General features: G+C 33.3%; 36 protein-coding genes. All 36 read right to left on the bottom strand.

Features of this window, described 5'->3' with window-relative positions:
* Positions 1–71: 71 nt before the first annotated feature.
* On the bottom strand, positions 72–806 hold the full coding sequence (gene truA / locus BN8917_RS04730; protein ID WP_066871340.1) for a tRNA pseudouridine(38-40) synthase TruA: 735 nt from the start codon (positions 804–806) through the stop codon (positions 72–74).
* An 88-nt stretch (positions 807–894) separates the two neighbouring features.
* Positions 895–1707 carry an energy-coupling factor transporter transmembrane component T family protein gene (locus BN8917_RS04725; RefSeq protein WP_066871337.1) on the bottom strand — a complete coding sequence of 271 codons (813 nt, stop codon included), beginning with the start codon at positions 1705–1707 and terminating at the stop codon, positions 895–897.
* Positions 1700–2569, bottom strand: coding sequence for an energy-coupling factor transporter ATPase (locus BN8917_RS04720; RefSeq protein WP_066871333.1), 870 nt, complete (start codon positions 2567–2569; stop codon positions 1700–1702). The genes BN8917_RS04725 and BN8917_RS04720 overlap by 8 nt, the downstream gene beginning before the upstream one ends.
* Positions 2554–3399: an energy-coupling factor transporter ATPase gene (locus BN8917_RS04715; RefSeq protein ID WP_066871330.1), complete on the bottom strand. Its 846-nt coding sequence runs from the start codon at positions 3397–3399 to the stop codon at positions 2554–2556. The genes BN8917_RS04720 and BN8917_RS04715 overlap by 16 nt, the downstream gene beginning before the upstream one ends.
* A 326-nt stretch (positions 3400–3725) precedes the next feature.
* The gene (gene rplQ / locus BN8917_RS04710) at positions 3726–4067 is read right to left on the bottom strand and encodes a 50S ribosomal protein L17 (RefSeq protein WP_066871326.1); all 342 of its coding nucleotides are present in this window, start codon (positions 4065–4067) and stop codon (positions 3726–3728) included.
* Positions 4068–4083: 16 nt separating this feature from the next.
* A complete protein-coding gene (locus BN8917_RS04705; RefSeq protein ID WP_066871323.1) occupies positions 4084–5031 on the bottom strand; it encodes a DNA-directed RNA polymerase subunit alpha in 948 nt (315 codons plus the stop codon).
* Positions 5032–5119: 88 nt separating this feature from the next.
* Positions 5120–5740, bottom strand: coding sequence for a 30S ribosomal protein S4 (rpsD, locus tag BN8917_RS04700; RefSeq protein WP_066871320.1), 621 nt, complete (start codon positions 5738–5740; stop codon positions 5120–5122).
* Positions 5741–5764: 24 nt separating this feature from the next.
* Entirely contained in the window at positions 5765–6160 is a 396-nt protein-coding gene (gene rpsK, locus BN8917_RS04695; protein ID WP_187117203.1) for a 30S ribosomal protein S11, read from the bottom strand.
* Positions 6161–6175: 15 nt separating this feature from the next.
* Positions 6176–6544, bottom strand: a complete 369-nt coding sequence (rpsM, locus tag BN8917_RS04690) for a 30S ribosomal protein S13 (protein WP_066871314.1) — start codon at positions 6542–6544, stop codon at positions 6176–6178.
* Positions 6545–6763: 219 nt separating this feature from the next.
* On the bottom strand, positions 6764–6877 hold the full coding sequence (rpmJ, locus tag BN8917_RS04685) for a 50S ribosomal protein L36 (RefSeq protein ID WP_039312872.1): 114 nt from the start codon (positions 6875–6877) through the stop codon (positions 6764–6766).
* Positions 6878–6889: 12 nt separating this feature from the next.
* Positions 6890–7108 carry a translation initiation factor IF-1 gene (infA, locus tag BN8917_RS04680; RefSeq protein ID WP_066871311.1) on the bottom strand — a complete coding sequence of 73 codons (219 nt, stop codon included), beginning with the start codon at positions 7106–7108 and terminating at the stop codon, positions 6890–6892.
* A 299-nt stretch (positions 7109–7407) separates the two neighbouring features.
* Positions 7408–8157 (bottom strand): type I methionyl aminopeptidase, encoded by a 750-nt coding sequence (gene map / locus BN8917_RS04675; protein WP_066871308.1) that lies wholly within the window; start codon positions 8155–8157, stop codon positions 7408–7410.
* Positions 8157–8807 carry an adenylate kinase gene (locus BN8917_RS04670; protein ID WP_066871305.1) on the bottom strand — a complete coding sequence of 217 codons (651 nt, stop codon included), beginning with the start codon at positions 8805–8807 and terminating at the stop codon, positions 8157–8159. The genes map and BN8917_RS04670 overlap by 1 nt, the downstream gene beginning before the upstream one ends.
* 27 nt (positions 8808–8834) lie before the next feature.
* Positions 8835–10112 (bottom strand): preprotein translocase subunit SecY, encoded by a 1278-nt coding sequence (gene secY / locus BN8917_RS04665; RefSeq protein WP_066871302.1) that lies wholly within the window; start codon positions 10110–10112, stop codon positions 8835–8837.
* Between the two features lies 1 nt (position 10113).
* Positions 10114–10554 carry a 50S ribosomal protein L15 gene (gene rplO / locus BN8917_RS04660; RefSeq protein WP_066871299.1) on the bottom strand — a complete coding sequence of 147 codons (441 nt, stop codon included), beginning with the start codon at positions 10552–10554 and terminating at the stop codon, positions 10114–10116.
* Positions 10555–10584: 30 nt separating this feature from the next.
* The gene (gene rpmD / locus BN8917_RS04655) at positions 10585–10764 is read right to left on the bottom strand and encodes a 50S ribosomal protein L30 (protein ID WP_066871296.1); all 180 of its coding nucleotides are present in this window, start codon (positions 10762–10764) and stop codon (positions 10585–10587) included.
* A 5-nt stretch (positions 10765–10769) separates the two neighbouring features.
* Positions 10770–11267 (bottom strand): 30S ribosomal protein S5, encoded by a 498-nt coding sequence (gene rpsE, locus BN8917_RS04650; protein ID WP_066871293.1) that lies wholly within the window; start codon positions 11265–11267, stop codon positions 10770–10772.
* A gap of 20 nt (positions 11268–11287) precedes the next feature.
* Positions 11288–11647: a 50S ribosomal protein L18 gene (gene rplR / locus BN8917_RS04645; protein WP_066871290.1), complete on the bottom strand. Its 360-nt coding sequence runs from the start codon at positions 11645–11647 to the stop codon at positions 11288–11290.
* 22 nt (positions 11648–11669) lie between these two features.
* Positions 11670–12209 carry a 50S ribosomal protein L6 gene (gene rplF / locus BN8917_RS04640; RefSeq protein WP_066871287.1) on the bottom strand — a complete coding sequence of 180 codons (540 nt, stop codon included), beginning with the start codon at positions 12207–12209 and terminating at the stop codon, positions 11670–11672.
* A 94-nt stretch (positions 12210–12303) separates the two neighbouring features.
* Entirely contained in the window at positions 12304–12702 is a 399-nt protein-coding gene (gene rpsH, locus BN8917_RS04635; RefSeq protein ID WP_066871284.1) for a 30S ribosomal protein S8, read from the bottom strand.
* Between the two features lie 31 nt (positions 12703–12733).
* Positions 12734–12919 (bottom strand): type Z 30S ribosomal protein S14, encoded by a 186-nt coding sequence (locus BN8917_RS04630; RefSeq protein ID WP_055071676.1) that lies wholly within the window; start codon positions 12917–12919, stop codon positions 12734–12736.
* A gap of 15 nt (positions 12920–12934) precedes the next feature.
* Positions 12935–13477, bottom strand: a complete 543-nt coding sequence (gene rplE / locus BN8917_RS04625; RefSeq protein ID WP_084748483.1) for a 50S ribosomal protein L5 — start codon at positions 13475–13477, stop codon at positions 12935–12937.
* 22 nt (positions 13478–13499) lie between these two features.
* Entirely contained in the window at positions 13500–13814 is a 315-nt protein-coding gene (gene rplX / locus BN8917_RS04620; RefSeq protein ID WP_066871281.1) for a 50S ribosomal protein L24, read from the bottom strand.
* Positions 13815–13837: 23 nt separating this feature from the next.
* The gene (gene rplN / locus BN8917_RS04615) at positions 13838–14206 is read right to left on the bottom strand and encodes a 50S ribosomal protein L14 (RefSeq protein WP_066871278.1); all 369 of its coding nucleotides are present in this window, start codon (positions 14204–14206) and stop codon (positions 13838–13840) included.
* A gap of 30 nt (positions 14207–14236) precedes the next feature.
* Positions 14237–14491, bottom strand: coding sequence for a 30S ribosomal protein S17 (rpsQ, locus tag BN8917_RS04610; RefSeq protein ID WP_066871275.1), 255 nt, complete (start codon positions 14489–14491; stop codon positions 14237–14239).
* 25 nt (positions 14492–14516) lie between these two features.
* Entirely contained in the window at positions 14517–14723 is a 207-nt protein-coding gene (gene rpmC / locus BN8917_RS04605; protein WP_066871272.1) for a 50S ribosomal protein L29, read from the bottom strand.
* Positions 14723–15157, bottom strand: coding sequence for a 50S ribosomal protein L16 (gene rplP / locus BN8917_RS04600; protein ID WP_066871269.1), 435 nt, complete (start codon positions 15155–15157; stop codon positions 14723–14725). Before rplP ends, rpmC begins: the two co-directional genes overlap by 1 nt.
* Before the next feature lie 27 nt (positions 15158–15184).
* Positions 15185–15853 (bottom strand): 30S ribosomal protein S3, encoded by a 669-nt coding sequence (gene rpsC, locus BN8917_RS04595; protein ID WP_066871266.1) that lies wholly within the window; start codon positions 15851–15853, stop codon positions 15185–15187.
* Between the two features lie 19 nt (positions 15854–15872).
* On the bottom strand, positions 15873–16205 hold the full coding sequence (gene rplV / locus BN8917_RS04590; protein WP_066871263.1) for a 50S ribosomal protein L22: 333 nt from the start codon (positions 16203–16205) through the stop codon (positions 15873–15875).
* Between the two features lie 26 nt (positions 16206–16231).
* Positions 16232–16513, bottom strand: a complete 282-nt coding sequence (gene rpsS / locus BN8917_RS04585; RefSeq protein ID WP_066871260.1) for a 30S ribosomal protein S19 — start codon at positions 16511–16513, stop codon at positions 16232–16234.
* Positions 16514–16584: 71 nt separating this feature from the next.
* Positions 16585–17418: a 50S ribosomal protein L2 gene (rplB, locus tag BN8917_RS04580; protein WP_066871257.1), complete on the bottom strand. Its 834-nt coding sequence runs from the start codon at positions 17416–17418 to the stop codon at positions 16585–16587.
* Positions 17419–17470: 52 nt separating this feature from the next.
* Positions 17471–17764 (bottom strand): 50S ribosomal protein L23, encoded by a 294-nt coding sequence (gene rplW, locus BN8917_RS04575; RefSeq protein WP_066871253.1) that lies wholly within the window; start codon positions 17762–17764, stop codon positions 17471–17473.
* Positions 17764–18384, bottom strand: a complete 621-nt coding sequence (gene rplD, locus BN8917_RS04570) for a 50S ribosomal protein L4 (RefSeq protein ID WP_066871251.1) — start codon at positions 18382–18384, stop codon at positions 17764–17766. The genes rplW and rplD overlap by 1 nt, the downstream gene beginning before the upstream one ends.
* A 24-nt stretch (positions 18385–18408) precedes the next feature.
* Positions 18409–19038 carry a 50S ribosomal protein L3 gene (gene rplC / locus BN8917_RS04565; RefSeq protein ID WP_066871248.1) on the bottom strand — a complete coding sequence of 210 codons (630 nt, stop codon included), beginning with the start codon at positions 19036–19038 and terminating at the stop codon, positions 18409–18411.
* 85 nt (positions 19039–19123) lie between these two features.
* Positions 19124–19432: a 30S ribosomal protein S10 gene (gene rpsJ, locus BN8917_RS04560; RefSeq protein ID WP_066871245.1), complete on the bottom strand. Its 309-nt coding sequence runs from the start codon at positions 19430–19432 to the stop codon at positions 19124–19126.
* Between the two features lie 548 nt (positions 19433–19980).
* The coding region (tuf, locus tag BN8917_RS04555) for an elongation factor Tu (protein ID WP_066871242.1) at positions 19981–21018 on the bottom strand (1038 nt) is incomplete at its 5' end.

Raw genomic sequence — 21018 nt, 5'->3', positions numbered from 1 at the left:
CACAATCTTCTCTTACAAACAAATACCATTATAATACACGGTTACGGGCGTGTCAACTTATTTCTTTATTTTTAATAAAAAACTTTTTCTAAGCATAATCCCTGTGCTTGCACACATTTTCCAGCCATTTTTCTGTTCTTAGATTCTAATATATTTTTAATTTCAGCTGGCTTTGTTTTACCCCTTCCAACATCAATTAATGTACCAACTATTATTCTAACCATATTATATAAAAATCCATCTGCTGATATATATATTTTGATTTTATCATCTTCTTTTTCTATATGTAAATCTGTAACTGTTCTTACAGAAGTAATAGCAGAGCTACCTAGGCTCTTAAAAGCTTCAAAGTCATGTTTACCTATAAAATATCTACATGCCTCATTCATGTCCTCTAAATTTAATCTTCCTCTATAATGTAGCATATAATTTCTTCCTATAGTTGGTGACTCTCTTCTATTTAATATAGTATAACAATAAGTTTTCCCTGTTGATAAATATCTAGCATGAAAATCTTTATCTACTTCTTCAGATTCTAAGATAATAATATCATCTGGTAACTTTGTATTTATAGCATCTTTAAATCTATCTCCTGGTATTGTAGAGTTAGTATGAAAATTTGCAACATATCCTTTTGCATGGACTCCTGAATCTGTCCTACTACTACCAAACACTTCAACCTCTTCTCCTATAGCTTTTGAAATAGCTTTTTCTAAACATTGTTGAACTGTTCTACCCTTAGGTTGTCTTTGCCATCCACAAAAATCTGTTCCATCATATTCTAGCTTTATTTTTATATTTCTCATTTTTTTCTCCAATCAATCACAAAATAAATTCTAAACTTCAAATAAGAAAAGTGTCTCAAAATTGAAACACTCCTCCTATAAATAAAATCTAAATTATATCCATTCTAAGTAAAACTGTTAAACCTATAAGAATTATAATTGAAATATAGGCAATTAAATCTTTTGCTCCATATTTTAATTTTTTCATTCTAGTTCTTCCATCTCCACCTCTATAGCATCTAGCTTCCATAGCCATTGCTAATTCATCTGCTCTTCTAAATGAGCTAATAAATAATGGTACAAGTAATGGAACTAGGCTTTTAGCTTTTTGAACAATATTTCCTGATTCAAAATCTGCTCCTCTAGCTTTTTGAGCTTTCATTATTTTATCTGTTTCATCAATTAAAGTTGGTATGAATCTTAATGCTATAGTCATCATCATAGCGAGTTCATGTGCTGGGAACTTAACTTTCTTTAATGGATTTAATAAATTCTCAATCCCGTCTGTAAGCTCTATTGGTGATGTTGTAAGTGTTAATAATGATGTACCCATAATAAGTAGTATAAGTCTTAAAATCATGAATATACTTGTTCTTATCCCCTGCGTATATATAGATAAGAACTTCCACTTCCAAACAAGATCACTAGGAGCTCCCTTTATCATAAATAAATTAAATAAAGCTGTAATAACTATAAGAATAAATACAGGCTTTAAACCCTTATATATATACTTAAAAGGTACTTTTGATATAATTATAGCTAAAGCTAAAAATATCGCTATAAAAATGTATCCATATATCTTCTTAACTAAAAATAAATTTATTATAAATAATAAGGTTATCAAAATCTTAGTTCTTGGATCTAATTTATGAGTGAAGGAGTTACCAGGTATATACTGTCCTATAGTAATATCCTTAATCATCTAACCCCTCCTTCTTTTTTATAATTTTTACTAACTCTTGTTTAGCCTCTTCTATTGTAAATATATCATCTGATATATCAAATCCTTTTTTTCTAAGTTCTCTTACTAGATAAGTTACTTGTGGAACCCCAAGTCCTATCTTCTCTAAAGTTTCTACTTCCTTAAATACTTCTCTAACAGTACCATCAAGAGCAACTTCTCCCTTATTCATAACAATTACCCTACTAGCAATTTTAGCTACATCCTCCATACTATGACTAACTAGAATTATAGTCATTTTATATTCCTTATGTAGAATTTTAATCTGTTCTAAAATATCATCTCTTCCTTTAGGATCTAATCCAGCTGTAGGTTCATCTAAAATAAGAACTTTAGGTTCCATAGCTATAACTCCAGCTATAGCTACTCTTCTTTTTTGTCCTCCTGAAAGTTCAAAAGGTGAAAGATTTCTATATTTTTCATAATCAAGCCCTACCATATTCATTGATCTTTTTACTCTTCTAGTAATCTCATCTTGATCAAGCCCCATATTTCTTGGACCATATTCTATATCTTTTTCTATAGTTTCTTCAAATAATTGATATTCTGGATATTGAAAAACTAATCCTACCTTTTTTCTTATTTCACTAAGCTTAATACCTTTATCTCCAAGATCCATACCATCAACTATAATCTTACCTTTATTACCTTTTAAAAGACCATTTAAATGCTGTATTAAAGTTGATTTACCTGATCCAGTATGTCCTATAAGTGCCACAAACTCTCCATCATTAATTGTAATATTAACATTATTTAATGCAACTTTTTCGAAAGGAGATTTAGGCATATATATATGTGTTAAATTTTCTATTTTAATTGACATAATTTCTCCACCATCTCATCTATATTTAATATCTCTGTAGAAATTTCAATTCCCTCTTTTTGTAGTTCATAAGCAAGTTCAGTTACTTGTGGAACATCAAGTCCTATTCTCTTAATCTCTGCTACATTTGAGAAAACTTCCCTTGGTGTACCTTCAAGTTTAATCTCACCTTGATCCATAACTATAACCCTATCTGCTTGTGCTGCTTCATCCATATAATGTGTAATTAAAATTATTGTAATACCTAAATTCTTATTTACATCCTTAATTGTCTCCATTACTTCTTTTCTACCTGAAGGATCAAGCATCGCTGTAGGCTCATCTAATATTATACATTTTGGCATCATAGCTAGTATACCTGCGATAGCTATTCTTTGCTTTTGTCCTCCTGATAATAAGTGTGGTGCATGCTTCCTATATTCATACATTCCAACTTTTTTTAAACTATCATCAACTCTTCTTCTTATTTCATCAGGATCAACACCTAAATTTTCTGGACCAAATGCAACATCTTCTTCAACTATAGTAGCAACTAGTTGATTATCTGGATTTTGAAATACCATTCCAGCTCTACTTCTTATCTCCCAAAGTAAACTATCCTCAACAGTATCCATGCCATCAATAAACATCTTACCTTCTGTAGGTAAAAGTAAAGCATTCATATGCTTTGCTATTGTTGATTTTCCTGAACCATTATGTCCTAATACAACTAGAAATTCACCCTTTTTTACCTCAAGTGAAACTGAATTAACTGCTACCTTTTCTATCTTCTCTTCTTCGTTTATATATTTAAAAGTTAAATTACTAGCTTTAATCATATTCTCTGACAAAAGATACACCTCCTATTTTCTAATTCAAATTCCTAATATAATCATATATTATCTAAATGTTTTTATATATATTGTACGCTAAATATAAGAACCTGTCTTAAAGATATTGTTACAATAAATAATATAATTACGACAATAATTATTAATAGATATAATTCAAAATTTATTTATTATAATTAAATAATATTTATAAATTAATAAAGTTTTTATAAAAAAAATATCTACTTATAAAATAATACTATTAATAGTTTTATTTTGTAAATAGATATAACTTAAATGAATATAAAAATAGGGATTAAGTATAACACTTAATCCCCCAAAACAAATTATACTAATTCAAGTATAACTGTTTCTGCTCCGTCTCCTCTTCTAGGACCTACTTTGTACATTCTTGTGTATCCACCGTTTCTTTCAGCGTACTTTGGAGCTATGTTATCAAATAAATCTTTAACAACATCTTCTTCTGTTACATAAGCTAAAACTTGTCTTCTTGCGTGAAGATCTCCTCTTTTACCAAGAGTTATCATCTTTTCAGCGATGCTTCTTGTTTCCTTTGCTCTAGTTACAGTTGTTTCGATCTTTCCATGCTTTAAAAAGCTTGTTACTAAGTTTCTTAGCATAGCTCTTCTTTGGTCAGTAGGACGACCTAACTTACGATATCCTGCCATTGCTCTACCTCCTAACTTATTCGTCGTTAACTTTTAAATTTAAGCCTAGCTCGATAAGTTTCTTTTCAACTTCTTCAAGTGACTTCTTACCAAGGTTTCTAACCTTCATCATATCATCCATGCTCTTAGCTGCAAGCTCTTGAACAGTGTTGATACCAGCTCTCTTTAAGCAGTTATATGATCTAACTGATAAATCAAGCTCTTCTATAGTCATTTCTAGTGCTTTTTCTTTTTTATCTTCTTCTTTTTCAATCATGATTTCAACATCATTTGTATTATCTGTTAAAGTCATGAATAACTTAAAGTGCTCTATAAGGATTTTTGCTGATAAAGATATAGCTTCTTCTATCTTTATTGTTCCATTAGTCCATACTTCAAGTGTTAACTTGTCATAATCTGTGATTTGACCAACTCTAGTATTTTCTATTGTGAAGTTAACTCTCTTTACAGGAGTATAGATAGAATCTATAGCTATAGCTGATAATGGAAGTTCTTCAGTTTTGTTCTTATTTTGAGTAACATAACCTCTACCTCTATTAACAGTTATCTCCATATATAACTTACCATCTTCATCTAATGTAGCGATATGTAAATCCTTATTTACAACTTCTACATCACCATCTGTTGTTATATCTGCGCCTGTAACCACTCCTGGTCCTTTTGCATCTATATAGATAGTTTTTGGTCCTTCACCTTCCATTGTTAATGCTAAAGCTTTAAGATTTAAGATTATTTCTGTAACATCTTCTTTAACACCAGCAATAGTTGAGAATTCATGAAGAACTGAGTCAATTTTTACAGATGTAGGTGCAACTCCTGGTAAAGAAGAAAGTAATATTCTTCTTAATGCATTCCCAAGAGTAGTTCCATAACCTCTTTCAAGTGGTTCAATGGCAAATTTACCATATGTACCATCTTCATTTGACTCTATACATTGAATAACTGGCTTTTCGATTTCTAACATTCGCAAACCCTCCTTAATATTAAAATGGCAACCTTATTCTGAGGGCAACTGATCCATCTTAAAAAAGTCATTCCTTTAAGATTAATTACTATTTGCTATATAACTCAACGATTAGAGTTTCATTAACTGGAACGTCAATATCTTCTCTTGCTGGCACTGAATTAACTGTACCCTCGAAGTTTTCTAAATTCGCTGATAACCATTGTGGTAAAGCCTTAGGGTTCTCAACAAAAGTCTTGAACTTTTCTGAAGCTCTACTCTTCTCACGAACTGAAATTACATCGTTAACTTCAACTAAGTATGAAGCAATATCAACTTTTTTTCCATTAACTAAGAAATGTCCATGATTAACTAATTGTCTTGCTTCAGCTCTTGATGAACCAAAACCTAGTCTAAACACAACATTATCTAATCTCATTTCTAAGAATCTTAATAGTAATTCACCGGTAACTCCTTTAGCCTTATCAGCTCTTTTATAAGTATTTCTGAATTGGCTTTCAAGAACTCCGTAAATTCTTCTTGCTTTTTGTTTTTCTCTTAATTGTACTCCGTATTCAGAAAGCTTCTTTCTGTTTACCCCATGTTGTCCTGGAGCATAGCTTCTTCTTACGAAAGCACACTTATCTGTGTAGCATCTATCCCCTTTAAGGAATAATTTCATACCCTCTCTTCTGCAAAGTTTACACTTTGCATCAGTATATCTTGCCATATCCTTACACCTCCCGTTATGTTACTATACTCTTCTTCTTTTTGGTGGTCTACAACCGTTGTGTGGAATTGGAGTTACGTCTTTGATTAAAGTAACTTCTAATCCAGCAGCTTGTAAACTTCTTATAGCTGCTTCTCTACCTGCACCTGGTCCTTTTACGTAAACTTCTACGCTCTTTAAACCATGTTCCATTGCTGCTGCTGCTGCTGTTTCAGCTGCCATTTGAGCTGCATATGGTGTACTCTTTCTTGAACCTTTGAAACCAAGGCCACCAGCACTTGCCCATGCTAATGCATTTCCTCTTTCATCAGTTAAAGTAACTATTGAGTTATTGAAAGTTGACTTTATGTGTGCTGCACCATGTTCAACATTCTTTCTGTCTCTTTTTCTTCTAGTCTTTTTAACTTTTTGAGCCATTATGTTTTACCTCCCTAATTATTTCTTCTTGTTTGCTACAGTCTTCTTAGGACCTTTTCTTGTTCTAGCATTTGTCTTAGTTTTTTGTCCTCTTACTGGAAGACCTTTTCTATGTCTCATACCTCTATATGATCCAATTTCTATTAATCTCTTAATGTTTAACTTAACTTCTCTTCTTAAGTCACCTTCAACAGTAAAGTTAGCATTGATATAATTTCTTATTTCGTTAACTTGATCTTCTGTAAGATCTTTGATTCTTACGTCAGCGTCAATTCCTGTTTCTTTAAGGATTTCTTGTGACTTTGATAATCCTATACCATATATATAAGTTAGACCTATCTCAACTCTTTTTTCTCTTGGTAGGTCAACACCTGCTATTCTTGCCATTAATTACACCTCCTGGTTTTGAAATGCTGATTGCTTAATCAATCCTTTATTTTCTTAACTATATTAATTAAATTTTAGGCTAGTAAATTTCTGCTGCAAATAGCATTCAAAACTTACTCACATTAACAGAACGCCTATATAATCATATTTTAGTTTTTAGAAAAAGTCAATAAATTTCCTTTTTCCATAAAACTAAATATTATTAAGGTTATTTAATTCTTAGCCTTGCTTTTGCTTGTGCTTAGGATTTTCACAGATTACCATTACTCTTCCTTTTCTTCTTATAACCTTGCACTTTTCGCAAATAGGCTTAACTGATGGTCTTACTTTCATCGGTAACCCTCCTTATTTTGCTCTCCAAGTTATTCTACCCTTTGTAAGATCATATGGTGAAAGTTCTATTGTTACTTTATCACCAGGTAGAATTCTTATAAAGTTCATTCTTAATTTTCCTGAAATATGAGCATTTATTTCATGCCCACTTTCTAATTTTACTTTAAATGTTGCATTAGGTAATGATTCTAAAACAGTACCTTGCATTTCAATTACATCTTCTTTTGACATAAGGTAATCAAACCTCCTTGACAGTGCCATTAAGCTTTATTAAATTTATTATTAAATATTCACTATATTTATGTGAATGAATTGAATTATTTCGCCATCAATCACACTTGTAAGTATTAATTGTTTAACTTACTTATTGGCAATAATTTAATTATCAAGTATATTATAGAAGTATTACCCTTCTTATCTTACTTTATAACCAATCCTGCCAACTAAGTTATTCAGCTTTCACCCCATTGATTACCCAGTCATAAATCATATATTAAAACATGAATTTATAACTAAGCAATACGCATGAATTATTTTACTAGTGTCAATATCTCTGGTCCATCAGGTAAAATTGCGATTGTATTTTCATAGTGTGCTGATAGAGATCCATCCGCAGTAACTACTGTCCACCCATCACTTAATGTCTTAACATGATGTTTACCGCTATTAACCATCGGCTCAACAGCTAAGGCCATTCCAACCATAAGCTTTGGACCTTTTCCTGGCTTCCCAAAGTTAGGCACATCTGGACTTTCATGAACTTCTCTGCCAATACCATGACCAACAAAGTCTCTTACAATTGAAAATCCTTGTGATTCAGCATATTGTTGTATCTCATGAGATATGTCTGATAATCTATTGCCTACTTTAGCTTTTTCTATACCTTTGAAGAAACTTTCTTCAGTAACTTTTATAAGTTTTTTAGCTTCTTCAGAAACATTTCCTACTGGAAATGTTCTTGCTGCATCTCCATGGAAACCACCGATAAATGCTCCGCAATCAACAGAAATTATATCTCCATCTTTCAGAGTATAACCTCCAGGTATACCGTGAACTACTGTATTATTTATAGATATGCAGACTGAAGCTGGGAAACCATATAATCCTTTAAAAGAAGGTTTCGCTCCATGCTTAGTTATAAATTCTTCAGCTATCTTATCTAACTCTGCAGTTGTAATACCTGGTCTTATATTCTGCTCTAACAAGTTTAAAGTTTTTCCAACTATCTCTCCTGCTTTTCTCATGAGCTCAATTTCTAAATCATTTTTTAATATAATCATTAATTATTGCTCCCTAAGATCTCACAGATACTTTCAAAGACCTCATTAATTGCTTTTGTTCCATCAACAGCTGAAAGTTGATTTTTATTTCTATAAAAATCAATTAATGGTTGTGTTTGTGCTTCATATACATTTAAACGATCTTGAACTATTTCCATAGTATCATCTTTTCTTTGTATAAGATCACTACCACAAACATCACATTTTCCTTCCACAACTGGTGGATTAAACTTCACATGATAACTTGCTCCACATGAAGGACATACTCTTCTTCCTGTCATTCTTTCAACTATAAAGTTTGAAGGAACTTCTATTAAAAGAGCTGTGTCTAGTTTTTCTCCTCTTTCGCTTAGGAACTTATCTAAAGCTTCTGCTTGCTCTACTGTTCTTGGAAAACCATCTAGTAAATATCCTTTTTTACAATCATCCATTGATAATCTATCGTTAACCATGTTGATAGTTACTTCATCAGGAACTAATAAACCTTTATCTATATAGCTTTTAGCTTCTATTCCTAAAGGTGTATTTTCAGAAATATTCTTTCTAAAAATATCTCCTGTTGAAATATGTGGAATTGAATATTTATTACTGATTGATTTAGCCTGTGTTCCCTTACCAGCTCCTGGAGGACCTAATAATACTATTTTCACGGGAAATCATCTCCATAATTTTTCTTATTATTTAAGAAATCCTTTGTAATGTCTCATTGTTAATTGAGTTTCTAATTGTCTCATTATTTCTAATGATACTGAAACCATAATTAATAATGATGTACCTCCAAATTGTATCCCTTTAAAGTTTGTATAATTTGCAATTATAACTGGTAATACAGCTAAAAATGCTGCAAATAAACCACCAAAGAATGATACTCTATTAAGAAGTTTTTCAAGGTAAATTGCTGTTTCTTGACCTGGTCTAATTCCTGGAATAAATCCTGAAGATTTATGCATATTTTCAGCCATTTCTTCTGGTTTAAATGTTATCTGAGTATAGAACCAAGTAAAGAATATAGTTAATAGTGCATAACATATTGGATATAATATTTGTTGTTCATTAAATGGACTCCAATTATTACTTGTAATCCAAATTGCCACACTATTATTAGGAAAGAATCTAGCTATAGTTGAAGGGAATCCCATAACTGACATAGCGAATATAATTGCTATAACAGTTGATCCTATAATACTTAAAGGAATATGAGTATTTTGACCCTTATAAACCTTGCTACCAACTGATTTACCAGCATAATGCACTGGAACTCGTCTTTCCGCTAATGATAGATATATTACACCACAAAGTAATGCAATTGTGAATACTGCAAATAATACTACCTCTACTACATTTGTTTCACCTGTTTTAGTTAAATCAATCATTTGAGCTGCTGTCATAGGTAATCCTGAAATAATATTAGTGAATATTATTAAAGAAATCCCATTTCCTAAGCCTTTAACAGTAAGTTGATCTCCTAACCACATTAAGAAAGTTGAACCAACTACTAATGAAATTATAATAAGTAATACTGTCATTGGATTACTATTGCTAAGTGCTCCACTACTACGTATTAATAAATAACTTCCATAGGACATAATGATTCCAATGAAAATTGATAAATATCTCGTGATATTCTGAATTTTCTTTCTACCATCTTCACCCTCTTTAGATAATTGCTCTAATTGAGGAATAGCAATTGTTAACAATTGCATTATGATTGATGAGTTAATATAAGGAACAACTCCTAAAGCAAAGATACTAAATCTTTGTAGAGCACCTCCTGATATTAAGTTATAAAAACCGAATAGTCCTTCTGATTGTGTTAAACTTTTCAAGCTTTCTGTATTAATTCCAGGAACAGGAATATGACTTCCCATCCTGAAAATTACAACTAAGAATACAGTCCATAATAATCTCTTTTTTAAATCTGGAACTTTCCAGGCATTGCGTAGGGTTGATAGCATACTAATTCACCTCAACTTTTCCTCCAGCTGCAACAACTTTTTCTGCTGCTTGCTTTGAGAACATGCAACCTTTAACAGTTAACTTTTTCTCAATTGATCCATTACCTAAGATTTTAACTCCATCATTTAACTTACTTACTACTCTTCTTTCAAGTAATAATTCTGGAGTAACTTCTGTACCATCTTCAAAAATGTTTAATCTGTTAACATTTATTGTAACAAAGTGCTTTGTGAATGGGTTAGTGAATCCTCTCTTAGGAAGTCTTCTGTATAATGGCATTTGACCCCCTTCGAATCCTGGTCTTACTCCACCACCTGATCTAGCCTTTTGTCCTTTTTCACCTTTTCCAGCATTTCTACCTGTACCTGATCCTGTACCTCTACCTAATCTCTTAGATGATTTAACTGAGCCAGCTGCTGGCTTTAATTCATGAAGTTTCATAGTTATCTACACCTCCTCTATATATAATTATTATATTTCTTCAACATTAAGCATATAGCTAATTTTCTTAACCATACCGTTTATTTGAGGTGTTGCCTCATGTTGTACTGATTTTCCTATTTTCTTAAGTCCAAGGGCATTCGCTGTAGCGATATGGTCTTTTTTTCTACCGATTAGACTCTTAACTAATGTAATCTTTAACATCGCTATCCCTCCTAACCTAATATTTCCTCAACAGATTTTCCTCTTAATTTAGCTATTTGTTCAGCTGTCTTTAAGTTAGCTAATCCATTGATTGTTGCTTTAACCATGTTTCTTGGGTTGTTTGAACCTAATGATTTAGCTCTAACGTTCTTAAGTCCTGCTAATTCGATAACAGCTCTTGCTGGACCTCCAGCGATAACTCCTGTACCTTCTGTAGCTGGCATTATTAGAACATCACCTGTTCCAAACTTTCCGTGTATTTCATGAGGAACTGTTCCATCAACTATGGCAACTTCTACTAAGTTCTTCTTAGCGTCTTCAATTCCTTTTCTGATTGCTTCTGGGATTTCGATTGACTTACCTGTTCCAACACCTATATGTCCGTTTTCATCACCGACAACAACTAAAGCGCTGAATCTGAAGTTTCTACCACCCTTAACAACCTTAGTAACTCTGCTTATATTTACAACTTTTTCTTTAAGTTCTAATGCGCTAGGATCGATTCTCATTGCTTTTTCCCTCCTTATTCCTAGAATTTTAGACCTGCTTCTCTAGCTCCGCTAGCTAAAGCTTCTACTCTTCCGTGATATATGTATCCGCCTCTGTCGAATACAACTTCAGTGATTTCTTTTTCTAATGCCTTCTTAGCAATCATTTCTCCAACTAACTTAGCTGATTCCTTGTTGCTTCCTACTTTATCAAAACCTTTTTCTACGCTTGATGCAGCAGCTAATGTTACGCCATTAACGTCATCTATGATTTGAGCATATATGTTTTTTTCACTTCTATATACAGCAAGTCTTGGTCTTTCTTGAGTTCCGAAAACTTTCTTACGAACTCTTAAGTGACGCTTAGCTCTAGCTTCGTTTTTGTTTGCCTTCTTGAACATAAGATTCACTCCTTTCTAATTATTACTTACCTGTTTTACCTTCTTTTCTTCTTATAACTTCATCAGCATACTTGATACCCTTACCTTTATATGGTTCTGGTTTTCTCCACTTTCTGATATCCGCTGCTACTGCTCCAACCTTTTGCTTGTCGCATCCTGAAATTATTACCTTTGTTGTTCCGTCTACTTTAATTTCAACACCTTCAACAGGTTCTACTTCTACTGGGTGTGAGAAACCTAAGTTCATTACAAGTTTCTTTCCTTGTAATTGTGCTCTATATCCAACCCCGTTTAATTCTAATGTTTTTGAGAAACCTTCGTTTACTCCAACAACCATATTATTTATTAAAGCTCTTGTTAATCCATGTAATGCTCTGTGATCTTTGTTGTCACTTGGTCTTGTAACAACTACTTCGTTATTTTCAACCACGATTTTCATGTCTTTATTCATAGCTTCTGTTAGCTCACCTTTTGGACCTTTTACTGTAACAACGTTCTCTGGTGTTACAGTAATAGTTACTCCAGCAGGTATAGCTATAGGTAATCTACCTATTCTTGACATATTCGCCACCTCCTGTGATTTTGGATCCGTAAAATATTAAAATCATTGCTTCAATCTATTAATCAATCTATTTAAACTTGAATTAAATCAGAAATTACCAAACGTAACAGATAACTTCTCCACCTAATCCTAATTTTCTTGCTTCTCTATCAACAACTAATCCTTGTGATGTTGAAACTAAAGCGATTCCTAATCCGTTTAATACTTTAGGAACTTCATCTTTCTTACAGTAAACTCTTAAACCTGGCTTAGAGATTCTCTTTAATCCAGTTATAACTCTTTCGTTATCTGAGCCATACTTAAGTGATAATCTTAACATAGGAACAACTCCATCGTTGTATTCCTCAACTTCCTTTAAGTATCCTTCTTGTAATAATATATTAACGATTGCCTTCTTAACTGTTGAAGAAGGAACTTCTACTACTTCATGTTTAACAGAATTTGCATTTCTGATACGTGTAAGCAAATCTGCGATAGGATCTGTCATAACCATTATTTTGTGCCTCCTTTCGTTCTATTAAGTATTACCAACTTGCCTTTTTACATCCAGGAATTTCACCTTTATAAGCTAATTCTCTGAAACAGATACGGCAAATACCGAATTTCTTTAATACTGAGTGTGGTCTTCCGCATAATCTACATCTTGTGTATGCTCTTGTTTTGTACTTAGGTTCTTGTTTCCACTTCTCGATCATTGCCTTACGAGCCATCTTAAACCCTCCTTATTATTGAGCAAATGGCATTCCAAGGAATCTTAATAATTCTCTTGCTTCTTCGTCAGTCTTAGCTGTTGTTACGAAGATAATATCCATTCCTCTAACTTTATCGATTTTATCATATTCTATTTCTGGGAATATTAATTGTTCTTTAACTCCCATTGAGTAGTTTCCTCTACCGTCAAATGACTTACTTGAAACTCCTCTAAAGTCTCTAACTCTTGGAAGAGCTATTGTCATTAACTTATCAGCAAATTCATACATTTTAACTTTTCTTAAAGTTACTTTGCATCCTAAAGGCATGTTTTCTCTTATTTTAAAGTTAGCAACTGATTTCTTTGCTCTTGTTAAGATTGGCTTTTGACCTGCTATTAAAGTTAAATCTGCAACTGCTGATTCTAAAACCTTAGCATTATCTTTAGCTTCTCCAACTCCCATATTTATAACGATTTTTTCAAGCTTTGGAACTTCCATAACATTTTTGTATCCGAACTTATCCATCATAGCTTGAACTACTTCTTTTTCATATTTTTCTTGTAGTCTTGGCATCATGTAAAGTACCTCCTTTCAACTTCTAGAATGTTTCTCCACACTTTTTACATACTCTTACTTTTGCGCCATCTTCTAATAGCTTGTGTGCGATTCTTGTAGCCTTCTTGCATTTTTCACAGTAAAGCATAACTTTTGAACTGTTTATAGCAGCTTCCATTTCTACAATTCCGCCTTGCATATTTTGTCTGTTTGGCTTTTGGTGCTTCTTAACTACGTTAACGTCTTTAACTACAACTGTTCCCTTTTTAGGGTTTACTTTAAGAACTTCACCGATTTTGCCTTTATCTTTACCAGATATAACTACGACTTTATCTTGCTTTCTAACATGTACCTTCATCTTAGCACCTCCTAATCCTTAAATTATAGAACTTCTGGTGCTAATGATAAAATCTTATTAAATTCTTTATCTCTTAGCTCCCTAGCAACTGGTCCGAATATACGTGTTCCTCTTGGTTGCTTGTCATCCTTTATTACTACTGCTGCATTTTCGTCAAATTTGATGTATGATCCGTCATTTCTTCTCACACCTCTTACTGATCTAACAATAACAGCTTTTACAACTTCACCTTTTTTAACAACTCCACCTGGTGTTGCAGTTTTAACACTAGCTACTATTACGTCTCCAATGTTTCCGAACTTTCTCTTAGATCCGCCTAATACTCTGATACACATAATTTCCTTTGCACCTGAGTTATCAGCAACTTTTAATCTAGTTTGTTGTTGTATCATGAAATTACCCTCCTTTCAGAATTCAGACGATTACTTAGCCTTTTCTGTAATTTCAACTAGTCTCCATCTCTTATCTTTTGATAATGGTCTAGTTTCCATTATTGAAACCTTATCGCCGATTTTTGCTTCATTATTTTCATCATGAGCTTTGAACTTAGTTGTTCTGTTAACTGTCTTACCGTATAATGGATGTCTTACCTTTGTAGCTACAGCAACAACGATTGTCTTATCCATCTTATCTGAAACAACTATACCTAATCTCTTTTTTCTTAAATTTCTCTCCATAGGTGTTACCTCCTTTCAGGATTTACTATTGAACCTTAAGCTCTTCTTCTCTAATTATTGTCTTAATTTGAGCTATTGATTTTTTCACTTCTCTGATTCTCATTGGGTTCTCTAATTGACCTGTTGCTAATTGGAATCTTAAATTGAATAATTCAGCTTTAAGGTCATTTAATTTAACAATTAAATCTTGAGGATTACTTGTTCTTAGTTCTTTTATCTCTCTAGCCTTCATTATTCTTCACCACCCATTTCCTCAAAATCTCTTCTTGTAACGAACTTAGTCTTTACAGGAAGCTTGTGTGAAGCAAGTCTCATAGCTTCTCTAGCTACTTCTTCAGCTACACCTGATAATTCGAATAATACTCTACCTGGTTTAACTACTGCTACCCAGTATTCTACAGCTCCCTTACCTTTACCCATTCTTGTTTCAGCAGGTGTTGCTGTTATTGGTTTGTCAGGGAATACTTTAATCCAAAGCTTTCCGCCTCTTCTTATATATCTATTAATTGCAATTCTCGCAGATTCTATTTGGTTACTAGTGATCCAACCACAAGTTTTAGCTTGGATACCGAAATCTCCATATGCTAAGAAGTTTCCTCTTGTAGCTTTACCCTTCATTCTACCACGTTGTACCTTACGATGTTTAACTCTTTTAGGCATTAACATGACTATAGTCCTCCTTTCTTAAGCTTACTATGCGTTAGCTTCTTCTACTTTTTCTACTTTTTTTGTTGGAAGAACTTCTCCATTATAAACCCAAACTTTAACTCCGATCTTTCCATATGTTGTGTCTGCTTCAGCAAAACCATATTCTATATCAGCTCTTAATGTTTGTAGTGGAATTGTTCCTTCATGATATTGTTCTGTTCTAGCAATTTCAGCTCCGCCTAATCTTCCTGAACAAGCTATCTTAACACCTTTAACGCCTAATTTCATAGCTCTTTGAATTGATTGTTTCATTGCTCTTCTGAATGAAATTCTCTTTTCTAATTGTAATGCTATGTTTTCTGACATTAATTGTGCGTTTGAATCAGCGTTCTTAACTTCAACAATGTTAATTAAAACATTTCTTTGAGCTACTATATCAGCAACTTTTTTCTTTAAGGCTTCGATTCCTGCTCCGCCTTTTCCTATAACAACACCAGGTTTAGCTGTGTGTATGTTAAGTTTTAATCTTTTTGCTGCTCTTTCAATTTCAATCTTTGAAATTCCAGCTGTGTAAAGTTCTTTCTTTACGAATTTTCTTATTGCTTGGTCTTCAACAAGGTTATCAGCAAAATTCTTCTTACCTGCGTACCATTTTGCATCCCATCCTTTGATGACACCAACTCTTAGTCCATGAGGATTTACTTTTTGACCCACTCTTTTTCCCTCCTTACTATTAAGCTTCTTTAACTACAAGAGTTATGTGGCTTGTTCTCTTATTTATTCTAAACGCTCTTCCTTGTGCACGTGGTCTGAATCTCTTTAATGTTGGTCCTTGACCTACATAAGCTTCAGCAACGATTAACTTAGCGCTGTCTAATTCATTATTGTGTTCTGCATTTGCAACTGCTGATTTAAGTACCTTTTCTATTACTCTAGCAGCATCTCTTGGAGTATATTTTAATATTGCAAAAGCTTCATTTACGTTCTTTCCTCTAATTAAACCAAGAACAACTCCTACTTTCATTGGAGACATTCTTACATATTTAGCTATAGCTCTAGCTTCCATTTAAGGTTCCTCCTTTCTAGGCTGTATTATCTTCTCTTTGATGTTTTTTCTGTATTAACGTGTCCTTTATAAGTTCTTGTTAATACGAATTCACCTAATTTGTGTCCAACCATATCTTCACTTACATAAACAGGAACATGCTTTCTTCCATCATGAACAGCAATTGTGTGTCCTATCATTTGTGGGAATATAGTTGAGCTTCTTGACCAAGTCTTGATAACTTTTTTATCTCCACTTTGGTTCATTTCTTCAATTTTCTTTAAAAGACCAGCTTTTATAAAAGGTCCTTTCTTTATTGATCTACTCACTAGAATTGCCTCCCTTCATATCATTGATTCAAGCGACTATTGCTTGAAGAGAATAATCTTCTCTCTTCAAACTACTTAGCGTTTCTTCTCTTAATGATGAATCTATCTGAATATTTCTTATTCTTTCTAGTCTTGTATCCAAGTGCTGGTTTACCCCATGGAGTAACTGGACTTGGTCTACCTATTGGTGACTTACCTTCTCCACCACCGTGTGGGTGATCGTTAGGGTTCATAACTGATCCTCTTACAGTTGGTCTCCAACCTAAGTGTCTCTTCTTACCAGCTTTACCTATATTAATAATTTCGTGTGTTGTATTTGAAACTGTTCCAATAGTAGCTCTACACTCTATTCTTACATATCTCATTTCACCTGATGGTAATCTTAATGTAGCATAGTTTCCTTCTTTAGCCATTAATTGAGCTGAAGTACCTGCTGATCTTACTAATTGTCCACCCTTACCTGCTTGTAATTCGATATTGTGGATAAATGTACCAACTGGCATGTGCTTTAATTGCATTGCATTACCAACTTTGATATCAGCACCTTCTCCTGATACAACTACATCTCCTACTTTTAATCCAACTGGAGCAAGTATGTATCTCTTTTCCCCATCTGCATATACAACTAATGAAATGTAAGCTGATCTCATTGGATCATATTCAATTGTTGCAACCTTTGCTGGGATGCCATCCTTATTTCTCTTGAAATCTATTATTCTGTATTTTCTCTTAGTTCCACCACCACGGTGTCTTACAGTTATTTTACCTTGAGCATTTCTTCCAGCTTTTCTCTTCATTGAAACAAGAAGTGATTTTTCTGGAACGTCTGTTGTTATTTCTTCGAATGAAGCAACAGTCATTTGTCTTCTCGCAGGTGTTATTGGGTTAAACTTTTTAACTGCCATTATATTCCCTCCTTATTAATCCTTCTCTGGCCTCAGCCACTACCGGTTACTATTATTGCATTCCTTCAAAGAATTCAATAGTATTTCCTTCTGCTAGTGTTACTACTGCCTTCTTGTAGTTAGCTCTCTTCCCGATGTGAACGCCAACTCTCTTAGTTTTTCCTTCAAATCTCATTGTCTTAACATCTTCAACTTTAACATTGAAAACTTCTTGAACAGCGTTCTTTATTTGAACTTTGTTTGCTGACATATGAACAGTGAAAGTGTATTTACCTTCTGCCATAGCTGCCATACTCTTTTCAGTTATAACTGGCTTTCTTATTATATCATGGCTTGTTAATTTCATTATGCGTACACCTCCTCAATCTTGTTTACAGCTTCTTTAGTAATCATTAATTTTTCATACTTTAATAAGTCATAAACGTTTATGTTGTTTAATGGAAGTACTGTAGCTCCTTCAATGTTTCTGAATGATTTATAAACATTTTCGTTTGAGCTTGCAGTGATTATTAAAGCTTTCTTTGCTTCAAAAGCATTTAACATCTTTACAGCTTCCTTAGTTTTTGGAGCAGCGAATTCTAAGTTTTCTAATACGATCATGTTGTTATCAGCAACTTTGCTTGATAAAGCTGATCTCATAGCAACAACTCTCATGCTCTTTGGTAAAGCCTTTCTATAGCTTCTTGGTTTTGGTGCAAATACGATACCACCCTTAATCCATTGTGGTGCTCTTATTGACCCTTGTCTTGCTCTTCCTGTTCCTTTTTGTCTCCAAGGCTTGATTCCTCCACCTCTAACTTCAGATCTAGTCTTAGCTGATTGAGTTCCTTGTCTCTTATTAGCTAATTGAGCAACAACTACTTGATGTAATACTGCTTCGTTTATTTCAGCAGCGAATACTACTTCGTTTAATTGAATATCTTCAACTTTTTGTCCTTCTTTATTAAATAATCCTAATGTAGGCATTTCGTTTCCTCCTTTCTACAGAAATTAAGCCTTAACGCTGTTTCTGATAACTACTGTACTCTTGTTTGGTCCTGGAATTCCACCCTTAATTAAGATGATATTCTTATCAGCCATAACTCTAACAACTTCTAAGTTTAATACAGTTGTGTTAACAGCTCCCATGTGTCCTGGCATTTTCTTATTTTTGAAAGTTCTTGATGGGTCTGATGCAGCTCCCATTGAACCTGGTGCTCTGTGGAACTTAGAACCGTGAGCCATTGGCCCTCTGCTAGCATTCCATCTCTTAATAACACCTTGGAATCCCTTACCTTTTGAAATTCCTGATACGTCAACTTTATCTCCAGCTTCAAATATATCAACTTTTATTTCGTCTCCAACATTGTATGCTGAGATATCATCTAATCTGAATTCTTTAAGAGTTCTTCTTAATGAAACTCCAGCCTTAGCTAAGTGACCTTTCTTTGGTTTGTTTAATAATTTTTCTCTTACTTCACCAAATCCAACTTGTATTGCTTCATATCCATCAGTTTCAACTGTTTTCTTTTGAACAACAACGTTTGAACTTGCTTCTACTACTGTTACAGGAACAACTTTACCATTTTGGTCAAATATTTGTGTCATTCCTATTTTCTTTCCTATTATAGCCTTTTTCATTTAGCTACACCTCCCAAACTTATTAGCGGATTGCTTTCGCATTCATAACAGTTTATTTTTATTTACTTCAATCTTCTATAAAAAATTATAGTTTGATTTCGATATCAACACCAGCTGGTAAGTTTAATCTCATTAGAGCGTCAACTGTCTTAGGTGATGGATTAACGATATCTATTAATCTCTTGTGAGTTCTTATTTCGAATTGTTCTCTTGAGTCTTTGTAGTTATGAACAGCTCTTAGGATTGTTATAACGTCCTTCTCTGTTGGTAGAGGTACTGGACCTGCAACTTTTGCTCCTGTTGACTTAGCTGTTTCAACTATTTTTTCAGCTGATTGATCTAATATTGTATGATCAAAAGCCTTTAATTTGATTCTTATTTTTTGCTTTGACATTTGGTTTCCCTCCTTTTCATGTACGTTTTACTTCTCAACGCACAACAGCATTATTCTGTAAACTGTCCCTGGTGTTTCACATTTTCAAAAACACCAATACAGAACCCCTGTCGTTGGATTCTAGATCCTAACATACTCATCAAGAATTAACCCGGAAGTTCGGCAACCTCTTGATTCATCGCTGTTTGCTTTGCAACTTCTTCATTATACTATGTATATTTTATTTTTTCAAGTATTTTTTCAGTATTTTTTTAGTATCAATTTATTGCTATTTAAATAAAAAAAATTATAATTTTTTATTTAAATTTTACTTAAGATTAGAGTTCTAAGTGTATAATTAAATACTTTCCAAAAGAATAATTAATTATTCTTTTTATCAACAAAAAAGAGAGAGATGAATTTATCATCTCTCTCCTAAGGCCTTTTATGAAGAACTATATTTTGTTTTATTAAAAATTATTGCGCATCTAATATTTAATTTAACTCCATATAGCTTTTTAGTATATACTTTAAAATTCAACTTCTTATATAATAATTAAAATTTAGAATTATTCTACTATTGAAGTAACAACTCCTGAACCTACTGTTCTTCCACCTTCTCTAATAGCGAATCTTAATCCTTCATCCATAGCTACTGGTGTGATTAATTCAACGTTCATATCGATGTGGTCTCCAGGCATAACCATTTCCATTCCTTCTGGTAATTTGATTGATCCTGTAACGTCTGTTGTTCTGAAGTAGAATTGTGGTCTGTATCCATCGAAGAATGGAGTATGTCTTCCACCTTCTTCTTTCTTAAGTACGTATACTTGACCTACGAACTTCTTGTGAGGGTTGATTGATCCTACTTTTGCAAGTACTTGACCTCTTTCGATTTCTGATCTTTGAACACCTCTTAATAATGCTCCAACGTTATCTCCAGCTTGTGCTTCGTCTAATAACTTTCTGAACATTTCGATTCCTGTTACAACTACTTTTCTGCTTTCTTCTGCTAATCCAACGATTTCTACTTCGTCTCCTACGTGAAGAACTCCTCTTTCAACTCTTCCTGTTGCAACTGTTCCTCTACCTGTGATTGTAAATACGTCTTCAACTGGCATTAAGAAATCTTTGTCTGTTGCTCTTTCTGGTGTTGGGATGTAGCTATCTACTGCTTCCATTAATTCTACGATTGGAGCTATTGAAGCTTCATCTGTTGGGTTTTCTAAAGCCTTTAATGCTGAACCCTTGATTACTGGTATATCGTCTCCTGGGAAGTTGTATTCGCTTAATAATTCTCTTACTTCCATTTCAACTAATTCTAATAATTCTTCATCGTCTACCATATCAGCCTTGTTTAAGAATACTACTATGTAGTCAACTCCAACTCTTGATGCTAATAAGATGTGTTCTCTTGTTTGAGGCATTGGACCATCTGCTGCTGAACATACTAAGATAGCTCCATCCATTTGTGCAGCCCCTGTAATCATGTTCTTAACATAGTCTGCGTGTCCTGGACAGTCAACGTGAGCATAGTGTCTGTTTTCTGTTTCATATTCAACGTGTGAACTGTTGATTGTGATTCCTCTTTCTTTTTCTTCTGGTGC

The organism is Clostridium mediterraneense, from assembly GCF_900091705.1.
GTDB classification, from domain to species: domain Bacteria; phylum Bacillota; class Clostridia; order Clostridiales; family Clostridiaceae; genus Sarcina; species Sarcina mediterraneense.
The sequence above is the reverse complement of the archived record's forward strand: the minus strand, read 5'-3'. Positions and strand labels throughout refer to the sequence as shown.